Genomic DNA, 13,745 nt, shown 5'->3' with positions numbered 1-13,745 from the left:
GGAACGCTCCAACTCTTTGTTTCCACGCAATTCCGGACGGAAAGCCGCTGCGCACGTTCCTGGAATTGCCTAGGCGCCTGAGCGCCGCTCCAGCCGGCTCATATTGTCAACGACGACACGTCTATTGTTTTCAATTCTGATCACCCCGTCCGCCCGCAATCTGGTCAGCTGGCGGCTGACCGTCTCGATCGTCAGGCCAAGAAAGTCGGCGATATCGGTTCGCGTCAGCGGGAGATCGAAGACTGTCGATACAGAGTCCTGGCCGTTTGCCGGATCGATGTTCGCTGCGATCATCAGAAGAAAACTGGCGACTTTTTCGGAGGCGGTTTTACGTCCGAGTGTCACCATCCAGTCACGAGCCTGGTCAAGTTCCTTCAAGGCTTGCTGGAGCAGGCGATGCTCAAGCTCGGGCGACGCCTTTATCATTCGATCGATGGCAGCCTTTGGGAATGAGCAAAGCGAAACGCTGGTCGCCGCCTCGGCGTTGATCGCACTTTCATGCTTGAACGGCCGCCCCAGAAAGTCGGGCGCGAACTGAAGGCCGACGATCTGTTGGCGACCGTCGGAGAGGCTCTTGGTGAGTTTGACCACGCCCGCGAGAACGTTCGAATAGCTTTCAACCGTTTCGGCGTCCCCGATCAGTTCTTCACCCGCCTCGACACTGTGCTTGACGGAGGTTTTGGCCAGTCCCACCAGTTGATCGGCGTCCAGTGCCCCGCAGACGCCGTGATGTCGCGCCTCGCAGGATTGGCACAAGACCGGAATGTCGGAATTGTGGATGTCCAGTCGCTCGGCCATTGCATCACCCATGAATCCGGATGCCGGCGGACAGCATCACTTCGGGGTCATGGTTGCCGTCTCCGCAGCGCCTGCACATTGATTGAAATCAAGGAATCGTGGTCTGCATCAGCCTAACTCGCAGGGATGCAAAGGTCATCCAACAGCGACATTCGACCGGATTTGTCCGCCAAATTGGGCGAGAGCGTACCCCGCTACACGAGCTATCCGACGGCCCCGCATTTCCATTCGGGCATTGACGCGCAAACCGTTCGCGGCTGGCTGGAAGCGATTGAGCCGAGCAGCGAGATTTCGCTCTATCTGCACGTACCTTACTGCGACAAGCTATGCTGGTTCTGTGCCTGTCACACCAAGCAGACCCGTCACTATGCACCCGTGACGTCTTTCTTGCGCTCTCTTCATGCCGAAATCGAGACAGTGGCAGGCATTGTGCGTGGCAAAGGGCGCATTCGCGCCGTCCATTTCGGGGGCGGCTCACCGACGATGCTGACACCCAGTGACATCGTGGCACTCGGGAGGCGTCTGCGCGCCGAGTTCGATCTGCTTGATGATGCCAGCGTGAGTGTCGAGATCGAGCCCAACGACATGGATGAGGCGCGCCTGGAAGCCCTTGCGGCAATCGGCATGACGAGGGCGAGCCTCGGCGTTCAGGACTTCGATCTCAAAGTTCAGAAGGCGATCAATCGCGAGCAGAGTTTCGAGCTGACAAGAGAGGTCGTGGATGGTGTCCGCGCACGTGGCGTGAAATCCGTCAATCTCGATCTGCTCTACGGCCTGCCACATCAGACGCTCGAAGGCATCGCCATGACGGTCGAGCAGGCGCTGACGCTGGCGCCGGACAGGATGGCGCTCTTCGGCTACGCTCATGTGCCCTGGTTCAAGAAACACCAGACCATGATCGACGAGGCCTGGTTGCCGGATTCGATGCAACGCCTCGCGCAATCGCGTCTTGCGGCACAGATGATCGAAGCGACCGGCTATGAGCCGATTGGGCTGGATCATTTCGCCAAGCCTGACGATTCGCTGGCGATCGCCGCCATGGCGGGCAGACTGCGTCGCAATTTCCAGGGCTATACCGAGGATCAATGTGACACCCTCATCGGGTTCGGGCCTTCCTCGATCAGCCGATACAGGCAAGGTTACGCGCAAAACATCGTTGCCACCGGCGAATATGAGAAGGCGGTGGCTGCAGGACGATTGGCCACGGCCCGAGGAATTGAGCTCAGCCCCGACGACCGGGCGAGGGGATGGGTCATCGAGCGTCTGATGTGCGACTTCTCGTTCTCGGCAATCGAACTCGTGGAGCTCTTCGGCGAGAGAGGGCAGAAACTACTTCTTCAGGCCAGCCGTCTCGCCACGAACGGCTCCGGACGACTGATTGAACTGCGGAATGACCATTTCGTGGTGCCAGCTGAAAGCCGCGCGCTGGTAAGAACGGTTGCGGCCAAATTCGACAAGTATTTGCAGACCGGAACAGCGCGGCATTCGCTGGCCGTTTGAGCTCGGATTTTGAAGGCTCGCCGGCGAGGTTGCCAGTGGAGCCGTGGGAAGGGCGGATTTGGGTGCCGGCGCGCCTAGCCGATGTGATGCCTGGCAAGCCTGGCAAGCATGCCAAGGATAGCAATCATCGCGGCGGCAGGTGCCAAGATAACCGCAAATCAAGGCAGCGAACGGCAGAAGATTGTCATCGCCGCACCTGGGGCGGCACTGCCGGATCAGGCACGGCGCCAGCAGGAGTTTGCGCCCGATCGAGGCGAAAAAACATCGCCAGTTTCAGGCTTGTCGCTATCCGTTCGGCCCGGTCGACAAACACCATGGCGGTGTCGGGTGAAAAAAGGCCGGCGACGGTCTTGCGGAAGACGTCCATCCAGATGTCGAAGTCCGCTTCAGTAACGTCGGTTAGTTTCAGGTGAGTGGGCACTGGCCGCCCGTGATAATCGCCAGTGCGCAGGATGATGGAGCACCAGAAGTCGGTCATTTTCTCAAGATGCGGTTCCCAATCGCCAGGGATCTCACGCGCAAAGATTGGCCCAAGGCGATCGTTCTGTCGGATCGCGGCATAAAATTCGCGCACGAGATGCCCGATCGAGGCTCTATCGATCACTGGGTTGTCCAGGCCTCGTTCTACTTTTGGCCAGGCTTGTGCGGCCAAGGATGTTTTCACTGTCATGCTTGAGTTCTCGCTCAGGAAATTCTAAATCGCCGAAGGGTCGCCTGGACGAAGTTGAGGCGCTCGCGGACGAGACGGAACCCCAGATTGTCGGGTGGCGTGCCGACCGCGCAGCCGCCGCTCTTGCCGTCGCGGATGAAGTTCGACATGTAGGTGCGGTGGAGCCCTTCCACGACATGAACGCCGCAATTGTCGATCGAAGTTGAAATCTCCCTGCCGTCGGTGCTCATCGTTGCATGAACGTGGCATGTCGATGTCCACTCCCAGACATTCCCGGCGATATCGGCCACGCCTTTTGAATTTGTGCCAAAGGCTCCTCGAGTTCTGGGATCCGGGTCGGATTTTCGACCGAGCGAGGCCTCGGTTCGATATTGGACCAGCCAGCGTTGGGCGGGATTGTTGGGGTCGCTGTCGCCACCTTCGATATCGCTGCGGAAACGCTCGCCGGCCGCATAAGCCCACTCCTGATCCGTTGGCAGTCGCCATGAAGCGCCTGTCTGCCTTGAAAGCCAGTTCGCGTATGCCTCGGCATCGATGTGACTGACACCGGTGACCGGGACATTGCCACTGCCGCTCTTATCGGCCGGTTTGCATGCGCCAGCCGCCACGCAACGCCCATATTCGAGCGCGCTTACCTGATACTTCATGATTTCAAGGGGAGCGCCGAGCTTCACCACAATCCTGGGTGCCATCACCGGACGGTTGTCCTTCAGGAACTCTCCTGGCCGCGGATGCTCGAAGGAGCCCGGCGGTACGGTCACAAACTCGGCATCGTCGTTTGGGTGCTCCACTGGAAACCAGATGGCAAGGCCAATCGCCATCACTGCCGTGGCTAAGACCCCACACGCCACAATTGGCTTATGTTGCATGGTTTTCGTTCGGCTGCGGACATGACCTTGCAGGATGGGCGCAAGGTCACGTCGACCTTCAGAATGAACGGCTCGATTACGACGAAATAGGCTTCGCCGCCTCGACCTGCGTCATCAGATCGTCATCCCAGGTCCCATCGACGGTGAAATGCGCCGTTGCGCCGAGTTCCACAGCCTCGATCAGATTGTGGTTCACGTAGGCGTAGACACCCGGCTGCCGGAATCTGTAGAGGGCAGAGCCGGCCGATCCACCGCGGATGAACCAGGTTTCGAGATCCTTCGCCGGCGGATTGGCGAACTTGCCCTGTTCCCAGACATAGTCACCATGGCCGCCGATGAGGTGAGGGCGGGTATCACGGTTGGCCTGGGAGTGGACGATCAGGACCGTTTCACCAACCTTGGCTTTCATGGCATTCTCGCCGGTCAGCGATCCCGCCTTGCCGTTGAACACGACATGGGTGGGGATCAACCCACGCATGACCTTCACGGTGTCGTCGTAATTGTCGCCGGCGGACTCGTACTTCTTGAATTTTCCGCTCTCGTCGCGGGGAATGTAGAAATCGTTTTCGCCGATATAGTAGATGCGGTCGTAATGGATCGGCTTGCCCTTGTCGTCCTTGAGGCCGTCGCGGGGCAGCACCATCACCGTGCCGCTCATGCCAGACACGACATGCCACGGGATCATGGGGCCGCCGGGGGCGCAGTGATAGACGAACGTGCCGGGCCGCGTTGCCTTGAAGCGGAGTGTGGTCTGCTCGCCCGGATTGATAAGGGTCAGCGCACCGCCGCCCAGGGCGCCGGTCGCGGCGTGGAAGTCGATATTGTGAGCGAGCGTGTTAGTGTCGGGATTGATCAGGGTGAGTTCGAGATAGTCACCCTCGTGGACGACCATCAGGGGGCCCGGGATCGAACCATTGTAGGTCATCGCGTTGAGCTGCGTGCCGTCGGCATCGATGACGATCGGCTTCTCCTCGATGGTCATCGTGAATTCGACCACCTTTGGGCCGCCTTTGGCCACCTGGTCGTGAGCGTGGACGAATGGCGGCGCCACCAGCTTCACTTTCTCGCGCGGCAATCCGGCGACTTCCTTTGGACTGGCCATTGCCGGCAGTGCGCTTACCGCAGCGACCGTCGCCGCGGCAAAAACGGACCCAATCAGTGCTTCACGTCTCGTAAGCATTTCCCACTCCTTTTGTGTGGACCAGTCGAATGACTGGAGAGTAAGCCGTCTGTGGAGAACTTCTTTGCGCTGGCGCAACTTCCCGAACCGAACGGACCTGTCTCGGCCCGCCCGGTCAAAGGAAATCAGTTGGCCTTCGGGACTTCGCTGAACAGTTCGGTGAAGACGGTCTTGGCCTTGCCCACCTGCTTGACGGCTTCGGCGGCCTCAAGGTTGACGGGTTTGCCGACGACGATCAGCGCCACCATACCCATGCCGTAATGCGGGCTGCACTTCACGCCGTAGACGCCTTCCTGCGTAAGCGTCACAGTCGTCGTCTCGCCCATCTTGCCCTTGAATTCCTGGGCACCGTCCGGAAGCATGCCCTTGATGGTCTCGACGTCGTGGGTCTTGTCGCCAGGCACGAACTTGACGGTGTCGCCAGGAGCCGCCTTGATGAAACTCGGCTGGAAGACCATGGAGCCCTTGTCCCCCTTGGTCATAAGCTGGACGACGTGTTCCTCGGCATGCGCCGCACCGGCCAGGGCGAGCAGGGCGGCCGCGGAGGCAATCAGGGGAAATTTCATTTCAGGTTCCTTTCCTAGGGTTCTCACGGCCTCGACCGTTGCCGGCTTGTACCCGACGGCCCGCGATCGCGATTTGCGCTGGCGCAAATTAGGGGATGAAATGTAGTCTTGCTGCCGCTCCGTCCTGGAGGTGCAGCCCAGTGAGGAGCCAATCTTGCCGCTTGACCGGTCGATCATTGCGCATCTGGCGCTGTTCCAGGGCTTGGAGCCCCAAGCGCTCGACAGCATTTTGAAGGACGCCAGATCGGTCCTGTTTGCCAAAGAGTCGATTGTCTTCGAGCAGGAGGCCGACGCCCGCTCTTTCTATGTCCTGCTCTCCGGACATATCCGCGTGGTGCGCACAACGCCGGATGGCCGCCAGGTCATTGCCCGCTACATCAGCGAAGGTGAGATATTCGGTGTCGCGGCTGCGCTCGGCAGACTGACCTATCCGGCCACCGCAGTTGCCGCGGTGGACTGCGTGGTTCTCGTCTGGCCGGGTTCCGTTTGGCCCGATCTCTCGTCACGCTTCCCGGCATTGAGCGCAGGCACGTTCAAGACCGTTGGAAACAGGCTGCAGGAGACACAAGCTCGCGTGCTCGAATTGGCAACCGAGCAAGTCGAACAGCGCGTGGCGTCCGCAATCCTTCGTTTGATCAACCAGACCGGACGAAAGACCGAGGCCGGCATCGAGATCGATTTTCCCATATCACGGCAGGATATCGCCGAGATGACTGGAACGACCTTACATACCGTCAGTCGGCTGCTGAGCGCGTGGGAAGAGAAAGGAATTATCGTTAGCGGTCGACAGCGCGTGACCGTTGCCGATCCTCATCGCCTTGTCCTGCTGGCCGAGCACCGGAGTGATCGATAGCCATCATGGCAAGGTGCGCGTGGAGATCCGCCAGAAAATCCTGCTCCATAACTCGATGATCTCGACACGCCTCGGCAATCGAATGGAAGGGGGCGATCGGGCAGCCCGTGCAAAGCATCCCGTGTTTAAGAATGACTGAAATGCTGGCGGGCCACCGCCGCATCATCTCGTCAACAGCCATGTCAGGGTCGATGCGCAAAAGAGCACTTCGCTTGTGTGAAATCCTTTTGGACTTTTAATTCCTATAGCGAGACGTCCACAGCAATCTTTGCGATTGCGCAAAGAAGGGACGGATCGTCCTAAACCGCGAAGCACGATGGCTAATGGCGGGCTTGATTGGGATCAATGTCTCCTTGGACTGCCGGGGTCACGTTGGATCAGAACCAATGAAGGATCCGATCATGACCAGCGACACTATCGAACTTTGGGCCGCCATGCTTGGCTTCGCCTATATCGCCGGCGCAGGGATATATTTCCAACTGACCCTGGCGAAGAAGCACAGTCCCGTTTCGGCAAGCTATCGCATTGGCCGCCGCCCGCCGCCCCGTTCCGCGAAAGCAAAGCACTGAGAAAGCCCACGGACGATCGACACAGAGCGTCTTTGCGCTTGCCTTGAATGCATTCTATTTTGAAGGGTATTAGCCGCTTGTGGGCACAAAATGTCGGTACTGCCTTTCTTAAGAATTTACGCACCGCTCAACGCGGTGCTGGCCGCGCCTGGGCTTCTGGCGGTGGCTGCGCTCACGATACCGGACATGCCCGGACGAAGCAGACTGGCTCTGGCCGTCCTGCTTGCTGTCATTTGGGGCGTCTATCTCCTGCAAATGGGCGCGACGCTGCTCAAGCACAGGGCGGGAGACGTGCGGAACTGGACGCCGGTAATCGCCATCGATGTGCTCGCGGTTTTGGTTCCGCTCGCCGCATTTGTGTTCGTCGGCACGCCCGACCGGAGCCTCTACTGTGCTGTCTGGCTGCTGAAACCGCTGCGCGACTCGACTTTCTTCCCGGTGCTGGGCAGGGTGCTGGCCAACGAAGCGCGCAACCTGATCGGCGTCACCACGCTCTTCGGAGTCGTTCTGTTCGGCGTCGCGCTCACGGCCTATGTCATCGAGCGCGACATTCAGCCGGGAAAGTTCGGCAGCATCCCCCAGGCAATGTGGTGGGCGGTGGTCACGCTGTCCACCACCGGCTATGGCGACGCCATTCCGGAAAGCTTCGCCGGCCGCGTCCTTGCCGGGGTGGTCATGATGAGTGGCATCGGCATCTTCGCGCTCTGGGCTGGCATTCTTGCCACCGGCTTCTATCAAGAAGTCCGTCGCGGGGATTTCGTCCGTAATTGGCAATTGGTCGCCGGCGTGCCGTTGTTTCAGAAGCTCGGCCCGGCCGCGCTAGTCGAGATCGTGCGCGCGTTAAGGCCCCGCATCCTGCCGGCGGGCGCCGTGATCTGCCGCAATGGCGAGCGCGGTGATCAGATGTTCTTCGTCGTGGAGGGGCGCGTCAGCGTTGCGCTGCCGAACCCGGTGGAGCTTGGCCCTGGCGCCTTCTTCGGCGAGATGGCGCTGATCAGCGGCGAACCGCGCGCGGCGACCGTCAGCGCCGCAACGGTGGTCTCACTCCTGTCGCTGCACTCGGTGGATTTCCAGATGCTGTGCAGCAGCAGCCCAGAGATCGCGGAAATCATCCGCAAGACAGCGCTCGAACGGCGCGGCGCGGCGCCGATGGCTTGACCTTGCCAGGTGTGCAGTTCCCGGACTCTGTGAGAGAAATACGGGAATCCCAACGCCGGAGTATTGTATGACAAAGCTGGCATGTGCGCTGTTAGCCAGCGACAACAAGCGGCTCGTTTCAGCAAGATCCCGAGACGGCGTGGTCGGCCAGCGAGGCGAGCCGCAGAGCATCATCCTCAACCCCCGGAATACGCCCGGCGCGGGCGCATTCGGCAATGATGTCTTGTCGGTAATGTAAATTGAAGGCAGCGTGCTGTTGAATCGCCCAACTGTCCGGCTAGTTTATTAGGAATGTCTAAATTGGCCGGGAGATTCCGAAAATGCAGCGGGCGAAACGAATTCTGGTGACTGGAGGTGCGGGTTTTCTGGGATCGTTCTTGTGCGAGCGACTGCTTGGTGAAGGTCACGAAGTTACATGTGTCGACAATTTTTTCACCGGAAGCCGAAGAAACGTCTCCCATTTCCTCGACAACAGGTCCTTCGAGATCATTCGTCACGACGTCACGTTTCCACTCTACGTTGAGGTCGACGAGATCTACAATCTTGCCTGTCCCGCAAGCCCCGTTCACTACCAGTTCGATCCGGTCCAGACGACCAAGACCAGCGTCCATGGGGCGATCAACATGCTGGGGCTGGCCAAGCGCGTTCGCGCCAAAATTCTTCAGGCGTCCACGTCTGAAGTTTACGGCGACCCTGAAATTCATCCGCAGACCGAGGACTATTGGGGCAGGGTAAACCCGATAGGACCCCGTTCCTGCTACGACGAAGGCAAAAGATGTGCCGAAACTCTGTTTTTCGACTATTGGCGCCAGCACAGGCTGCGGATCAAGGTCGCGCGCATCTTCAACACATACGGCCCGAGGATGCGTCCGGACGACGGCCGCGTCATTTCCAACTTCATCGTGCAAGCGTTACAGAACGAGCCGATAACAGTGTACGGCACGGGCCAGCAAACACGTTCATTTTGTTATGTCGACGATCTCATCGACGGTCTCGTTCGCATGATGCAGACCGCCGACGATGTTACTGGTCCGATCAATCTAGGCAATCCAGTCGAATTCACGATGCTCGAGCTCGCCAATCTTGTGATCGAGATCACTGGAAGCCGGTCGGCGATTAAATTCACCCCGTTGCCAATTGACGACCCAAAGCAGCGGCAGCCCGATATCGGGAGCGCCTTGCATGAGCTCAACTGGAGACCAAAAACCGCATTGCGCGACGGTCTTGCCAAGACCATCGCCTATTTCGAAAGCTTGGTTTCGTCGAAACATTTACGATCGACCGCTGCCGAATGAAGACTGTCCTGGTCACCGGCGGGGCCGGCTATATCGGATCGCACTGTTGCAAGGCGTTCGCTGAATCCGGCTGGTCGGTCATTGCATATGACAATCTCTCGCGCGGTTGGCGCGACGCGGTCAAATGGGGGCCGATTGTCGAGGGCGATATTTCCGACGCCGCAACCGTGTCGGCGGCGCTGCGACAATATCGGCCTGATGTGGTGGCGCATTTCGCTGCCTATGCGTATGTGGGCGAGTCCGTCGAACACCCCGAACTCTATTACCGAAACAACAGTTTCGGGTCGCTGGTCTTGTTCGAGGAAATGTTGAAGGCCGGCGTCGACAAGCTGATCTTTTCCAGCACCTGCGCATCTTATGGCGTTCCGGTTCGCACGCCGATTGACGAAATGCATCCGCAGTCGCCCATCAATCCCTATGGATGGTCGAAATTCATCATAGAACGGATGGTGGACAATCTGTCGTATGCCCATGGCCTGAACGCGGTCGTACTCCGGTATTTCAACGCGGCCGGATGCGATCCTGACGGCGAGGTCGGTGAGCGGCATGAACCGGAAACCCACGTCATACCCCTCGCTATCGAGGCGGCGATCAGACCGGGCCGGCATTTTACCGTCAACGGCACCGACTTCGATACCCGCGATGGAACCGCGGTACGGGACTATGTCCATGTCACCGATCTCGCGCGTGCTCACGTCCTGGCGGGGGAGAAGCTTCTCCGCGACAAGGGTGTCGACGTGTACAATCTCGGGACCGGAACCGGAACGACGGTGAGGGAATTGGTCGATGCGGTGAACCGAGCTTCGGGGTCGCGCCTTCCGGTGCTCTACGGCCCGCGCAGGGCAGGTGACCCGCCAGCGCTCGTAGCCGCGGCTGGCAAGGCGTACCGGGAACTTGGCTGGGCACCCGAGCAATCTGGAATCGACAGGATCGTCGAGACGGCACTGGCTTGGTATCGTAGCCGATTGTGAGTTGTGATAGGTACGACACTCTGCCAGCTGGCCTGCCCGTCCGTCATCGAGAGAGCAGCAGCCGCGCCGGCCGAAACTGTCGATTCCATTGCCCGCGCCGGACCGACACGCTGGAGCCGGATGATTTCAGGTCGAGTCGACCTGAAATCTGAATCCGTCTCTAAAGCAAAAAGTTAGAGCATGATGTCGTCCGAAAACCGCTTCACACTTTTCGGCATCATGCTCTGGTGATCGGGGACGTCACCGACCCTTACTTTCAGCCTCGGACGCACGTACGACTTCGTGCTGGCGATGTTGATATTGAGGAACGACGAGTGAGGCAGGCCCTTGGCTGATGACTCTGCCGTTCTCGATCCAAATGACATTCGCGGCCTCACGCGCCGTGTCGATGCGGTGCGTGATCAGCAAAATTGTCCTGCTGCCAAGCTGCCTATCAATCGCACGCCGCACCTGGTCTTCGAGCGCGGTATCGAGTGCGTTCATCGCCTCATCCAGGATCAGGAGGTCCGGATCGCGCAATACAGCCCGCGCCAGGCCAATGCGCTGCCGTTGGCCACCGGAAAATCGCAGTCCCTCCTGTCCGATCCAGGTGTCATAACGGTCTGGAAGGCCCTCGACGAATGCCGAGACACCGGCGCTGCGGGCTGCGGCAATGATCTCTTCTTCGGTCGCATCGGCTTTGGCCATTCGGATGTTCTCCGTCACCGTGCCCTCGACGAGGTCGACGTCCTGACCGGTCACGGCGATCTTGGAGAGCCAATCGTCCCGCCTGATTTCCGCGAGCCGGATGCCGTCAATCACGATGTCGCCGGAGGTCGGTTCATATAGCCGCAGGAGGAGATTCACGATCGTGGTCTTGCCGGCGCCACTTGCACCGATTAGCGCCGTAGTCACTCCGGCTGGAATCTCGAGCGACAGGTCGGTGAGCACCGGCGTGCTTGGATCATACCCAAAGCTTACGTGCTCGAAGACGATACTCGCGTTCAAATTCCTGAGCGCGATTGTGCCCTGCGATGGATATTCCTTGTCCTCGGACCGGATCATCTCCAAGACCGAGCGCAGCTGTGGCTGCATCTGAGCCAGAAACAGCAGGTTGCTTTCGAACTCCTGGGTATGCGGCTGCAATCGATACAGCAGCGCGACAGCGGCCAGCGTCACCTCGAAGCTGATGTGCCACCACCCGGAGACCAGAACGATAGTGCCCAACATTCCCAGATAACCGATCTCGGTGGTTGGGCCGATCCACGACGAAAGGCGGATCATGGACAACGAGGCGTTGCGCGCGGCCGCCGACGATTGCACGAAACGGCGCTGATGCAGCGCCTCTTGTCCGTAGGCGCGTATGGTGCGCAACGCCTGGAGCGTCATGAGCATGTGCTCGCCGAGCGATTGATGGATCTTCTTTACCTGATGCCCCAGGTCACGCGCGGGCCGCGAAAAGATGCGCAGGATCGCGGAGATCGCAACTGAGCCAAGAGCTGCGATCAGCAGGATCTTCCAGGAGATCGTCAGCAGGAAGACGGCGAAGACGAAGATCGAGCAGCTATTTATGATGAGTCGGGTAACTGCCCCATAGGACTGCGCGACCAGCCACGATTCGGTCCCGAGCACCTCCATGAGTTGCGATTGCTCGTGCTGCTGGATGGATCCGAAAGCGACCCTGAGATATTGCTGGTGGATAAGGTTGCGCACGCGTTCGCTGATCCGTTCGCCAATGCTGGAGCTTATCAACGAATACACCAGCGCTAGTGCTCCCCGCGCGAGGATGAGCAGGAGGATCGCGACGGCGAGCCGAGTGGGACTACCGAACCAGGAGACTGCCAGGCCCAGCGCTCTACCCTGAAGGCCACCTCCTGCCTCCGTGATCCGATTGGACACCAGATAGAGGAACAGCAGGATCAGCGTGATGCCGAGCGTCTCGGCCAAGGACGACAGAAAGCCGAGCGCGAGCAGCACCGGGGTCGCCCAGCGCGGCTTTCCAACGATGCGAAGCAGGTGCGAAAGATCGCGCAACGAAGCACGGACCGCACCGCGGCGTGTGGCGCCGTTGGCTTCGCTCATTTCAGTTCCCCGGTCGGGAAGCGCGCGGTCACCTGCGAGCGGATCGGCCGGCGACCACGCACCAGCCTCGTCACGACGCGCTTGGCCAAATGCGCGCCGACCCATGGCAAATCGATGACGATTATCCGCATGGCGATCCCAGGATGATGGCGAAGCAACAGCGACAGGATCGGAAGCACATAGCGCGGTTGCCGCTGGCGCAACGTTCGCTCCAGGAGCCAGACCGAATAGAAATGCAACCCCTCACGCAGCGTGGATGCCGCATCCGGGTGGCGGCCGAGCATCTCGTCCACCACAAGCATCCAGGATCGCAGCATGCGCGTCATGTTGCTTGACATATTCCCCGGAAGGTAACGATATCCGACCAGCGGCTCTTCGACGACTTCGAAGTGGTATCGTTCGGCGACGCGACAATAGAAGAGGATGTCTTCACAACCCTGCGCGCCCGCCTCGCGCAGTCCGCTCTCGAAACCGCCGGCGTCTATCAGTGCCTGCCGGCGTACCAGGGCGGCGCTGCCGTTACCAACGAAATTGCCATGGAAGAGGCGTTCAAGCACATCGCCCCGCCAGTTTGGCCGATGCTGATCATCAGTTACCTTGCTCTGGGCATCGACCACCAAATACCAGCAGTAGACGAGCCCAACTTTCTCGTCTGTCCGACCGAGCACAGCCAGCTGTCGCTCGATCTTGGTCGGCGCCCAGAGATCGTCGGCATCGACAAAGGCGATCAGATTGGATCGCGCCGCTTGCCAACCCGCATTGCGAGCAGCGGCCACGCCGGCGTTTGCCTGCTCGATCAGCCGCATCCGCGGGTCGATCTCCATGTGACGTCGGGCAATGGCGACAGTCTGGTCGCGCGAACCGTCGTCGACGACAATAATCTCAAGCGCGCGGTGGGACTGCGAGCGAACGCTGCGGAGCGTGTCGTCGATTGTATCTTGCGCGTTGTGCGCGGGGATAATGACACTGACAAGTTCACCGTTCATTCGAGCGCGGCCTCCAGAATGGCGACAAAGTCATCGAGCGGGCGGTCCCCGCGAATCTCGATGCGCGGAAGGTCGATCGGATCGCTGTCGAGGTTCGCCGGCCCGTGCCTGCCGCCGAAGCCGGTCCGATAGCCGCACTCCCTGGCCAGCCGGCCAAGCCGCCGGTCGGTGACGGAGAAAGGCGCCGCGAACGTCGTCGTTGGCCGGCCGGTCCATCGCTCGATGAACATGCGGGAGCGCAAAAGTTCGGCGGCCAGGTCGGAGCTCGA

General features: G+C 59.8%; 16 protein-coding genes. 7 read left to right on the top strand and 9 right to left on the bottom strand.

What is annotated here, in order from left to right; all coding sequences use genetic code 11:
* Positions 1-69: 69 nt before the first annotated feature.
* Positions 70-798 carry a Crp/Fnr family transcriptional regulator gene (locus FJ958_RS27920; RefSeq protein WP_140748274.1) on the bottom strand — a complete coding sequence of 243 codons (729 nt, stop codon included), beginning with the start codon at positions 796-798 and terminating at the stop codon, positions 70-72.
* Between the two features lie 150 nt (positions 799-948).
* Here FJ958_RS27920 and hemN point away from each other — a divergent pair, with 150 nt between their 5' ends.
* The gene (hemN, locus tag FJ958_RS27915) at positions 949-2,298 is read left to right on the top strand and encodes an oxygen-independent coproporphyrinogen III oxidase (RefSeq protein WP_140748325.1); all 1,350 of its coding nucleotides are present in this window, start codon (positions 949-951) and stop codon (positions 2,296-2,298) included.
* Between the two features lie 184 nt (positions 2,299-2,482).
* Here hemN and FJ958_RS27910 read toward each other — a convergent pair whose 3' ends face one another.
* From FJ958_RS27910 to FJ958_RS27895, 4 genes are all read right to left on the bottom strand, one after another.
* Complete coding sequence (locus tag FJ958_RS27910) at positions 2,483-2,968, bottom strand: group III truncated hemoglobin (protein WP_140748271.1); 486 nt, start codon at positions 2,966-2,968, stop codon at positions 2,483-2,485.
* Between the two features lie 14 nt (positions 2,969-2,982).
* On the bottom strand, positions 2,983-3,837 hold the full coding sequence (locus FJ958_RS27905) for an SUMF1/EgtB/PvdO family nonheme iron enzyme (protein WP_140748268.1): 855 nt from the start codon (positions 3,835-3,837) through the stop codon (positions 2,983-2,985).
* Positions 3,838-3,913: 76 nt separating this feature from the next.
* Positions 3,914-5,017 (bottom strand): copper-containing nitrite reductase, encoded by a 1,104-nt coding sequence (nirK, locus tag FJ958_RS27900; protein ID WP_140748265.1) that lies wholly within the window; start codon positions 5,015-5,017, stop codon positions 3,914-3,916.
* Between the two features lie 125 nt (positions 5,018-5,142).
* A complete protein-coding gene (locus FJ958_RS27895) occupies positions 5,143-5,583 on the bottom strand; it encodes a pseudoazurin (protein ID WP_140748262.1) in 441 nt (146 codons plus the stop codon).
* Between the two features lie 151 nt (positions 5,584-5,734).
* Between FJ958_RS27895 and FJ958_RS27890 the strand changes: the two genes are divergently transcribed.
* Entirely contained in the window at positions 5,735-6,436 is a 702-nt protein-coding gene (locus FJ958_RS27890) for a Crp/Fnr family transcriptional regulator (RefSeq protein WP_140748322.1), read from the top strand.
* Here the strand turns inward: FJ958_RS27890 and FJ958_RS27885 are convergent.
* A complete protein-coding gene (locus tag FJ958_RS27885; protein ID WP_140748260.1) occupies positions 6,360-6,617 on the bottom strand; it encodes a DUF1858 domain-containing protein in 258 nt (85 codons plus the stop codon). The genes FJ958_RS27890 and FJ958_RS27885 overlap by 77 nt on opposite strands.
* 220 nt (positions 6,618-6,837) lie before the next feature.
* Here FJ958_RS27885 and FJ958_RS31725 point away from each other — a divergent pair, with 220 nt between their 5' ends.
* The 5 genes from FJ958_RS31725 to galE all read left to right on the top strand — a co-directional run bounded on the left by FJ958_RS31725 (position 6,838) and on the right by galE (position 10,429).
* The gene (locus FJ958_RS31725; protein WP_181176545.1) at positions 6,838-7,005 is read left to right on the top strand and encodes a hypothetical protein; all 168 of its coding nucleotides are present in this window, start codon (positions 6,838-6,840) and stop codon (positions 7,003-7,005) included.
* A 90-nt stretch (positions 7,006-7,095) separates the two neighbouring features.
* Positions 7,096-8,163: a cyclic nucleotide-gated potassium channel gene (locus FJ958_RS27880; protein ID WP_140748257.1), complete on the top strand. Its 1,068-nt coding sequence runs from the start codon at positions 7,096-7,098 to the stop codon at positions 8,161-8,163.
* A 67-nt stretch (positions 8,164-8,230) separates the two neighbouring features.
* Positions 8,231-8,401 carry a hypothetical protein gene (locus tag FJ958_RS31720; RefSeq protein WP_181176544.1) on the top strand — a complete coding sequence of 57 codons (171 nt, stop codon included), beginning with the start codon at positions 8,231-8,233 and terminating at the stop codon, positions 8,399-8,401.
* 82 nt (positions 8,402-8,483) lie between these two features.
* Positions 8,484-9,458, top strand: coding sequence for a UDP-glucuronic acid decarboxylase family protein (locus FJ958_RS27875; protein WP_140748254.1), 975 nt, complete (start codon positions 8,484-8,486; stop codon positions 9,456-9,458).
* On the top strand, positions 9,455-10,429 hold the full coding sequence (gene galE / locus FJ958_RS27870; RefSeq protein WP_140748251.1) for a UDP-glucose 4-epimerase GalE: 975 nt from the start codon (positions 9,455-9,457) through the stop codon (positions 10,427-10,429). The genes FJ958_RS27875 and galE overlap by 4 nt, the downstream gene beginning before the upstream one ends.
* Positions 10,430-10,669: 240 nt before the next feature.
* Here galE and FJ958_RS27865 read toward each other — a convergent pair whose 3' ends face one another.
* The 3 genes from FJ958_RS27865 to FJ958_RS27855 all read right to left on the bottom strand — a co-directional run.
* Positions 10,670-12,490 carry an ABC transporter ATP-binding protein gene (locus tag FJ958_RS27865; RefSeq protein WP_140748248.1) on the bottom strand — a complete coding sequence of 607 codons (1,821 nt, stop codon included), beginning with the start codon at positions 12,488-12,490 and terminating at the stop codon, positions 10,670-10,672.
* Entirely contained in the window at positions 12,487-13,476 is a 990-nt protein-coding gene (locus FJ958_RS27860; RefSeq protein WP_140748245.1) for a glycosyltransferase family 2 protein, read from the bottom strand. The genes FJ958_RS27865 and FJ958_RS27860 overlap by 4 nt, the downstream gene beginning before the upstream one ends.
* Positions 13,473-13,745, bottom strand: a 273-nt coding sequence (locus FJ958_RS27855; RefSeq protein WP_140748242.1) for a polysaccharide deacetylase family protein, incomplete at its 5' end; no start/stop codon positions are given. The genes FJ958_RS27855 and FJ958_RS27860, both read right to left, overlap by 4 nt.

The sequence above is a fragment of the Mesorhizobium sp. B2-3-5 genome, from assembly GCF_006442395.1.
Taxonomy (GTDB): Bacteria; Pseudomonadota; Alphaproteobacteria; order Rhizobiales; family Rhizobiaceae; genus Mesorhizobium.
Note: the sequence above shows the minus strand (reverse complement) of the source record. Positions and strands in the feature narration are given on the sequence as shown.

Coding starts and splice junctions, on each gene's coding strand:
- FJ958_RS27920 (WP_140748274.1), bottom strand. CDS start 798: ATGGCCGAGCGACTGGACATCCACAATTCCGACATTCCGGTCTTGTGC.
- FJ958_RS27910 (WP_140748271.1), bottom strand. CDS start 2,968: ATGACAGTGAAAACATCCTTGGCCGCACAAGCCTGGCCAAAAGTAGAA.
- FJ958_RS27905 (WP_140748268.1), bottom strand. CDS start 3,837: ATGCAACATAAGCCAATTGTGGCGTGTGGGGTCTTAGCCACGGCAGTG.
- nirK (WP_140748265.1), bottom strand. CDS start 5,017: ATGCTTACGAGACGTGAAGCACTGATTGGGTCCGTTTTTGCCGCGGCG.
- FJ958_RS27895 (WP_140748262.1), bottom strand. CDS start 5,583: ATGAAATTTCCCCTGATTGCCTCCGCGGCCGCCCTGCTCGCCCTGGCC.
- FJ958_RS27885 (WP_140748260.1), bottom strand. CDS start 6,617: ATGGCTGTTGACGAGATGATGCGGCGGTGGCCCGCCAGCATTTCAGTC.
- FJ958_RS31725 (WP_181176545.1), top strand. CDS start 6,838: ATGACCAGCGACACTATCGAACTTTGGGCCGCCATGCTTGGCTTCGCC.
- FJ958_RS27880 (WP_140748257.1), top strand. CDS start 7,096: ATGTCGGTACTGCCTTTCTTAAGAATTTACGCACCGCTCAACGCGGTG.
- FJ958_RS31720 (WP_181176544.1), top strand. CDS start 8,231: ATGACAAAGCTGGCATGTGCGCTGTTAGCCAGCGACAACAAGCGGCTC.
- FJ958_RS27875 (WP_140748254.1), top strand. CDS start 8,484: ATGCAGCGGGCGAAACGAATTCTGGTGACTGGAGGTGCGGGTTTTCTG.
- galE (WP_140748251.1), top strand. CDS start 9,455: ATGAAGACTGTCCTGGTCACCGGCGGGGCCGGCTATATCGGATCGCAC.
- FJ958_RS27865 (WP_140748248.1), bottom strand. CDS start 12,490: ATGAGCGAAGCCAACGGCGCCACACGCCGCGGTGCGGTCCGTGCTTCG.
- FJ958_RS27860 (WP_140748245.1), bottom strand. CDS start 13,476: ATGAACGGTGAACTTGTCAGTGTCATTATCCCCGCGCACAACGCGCAA.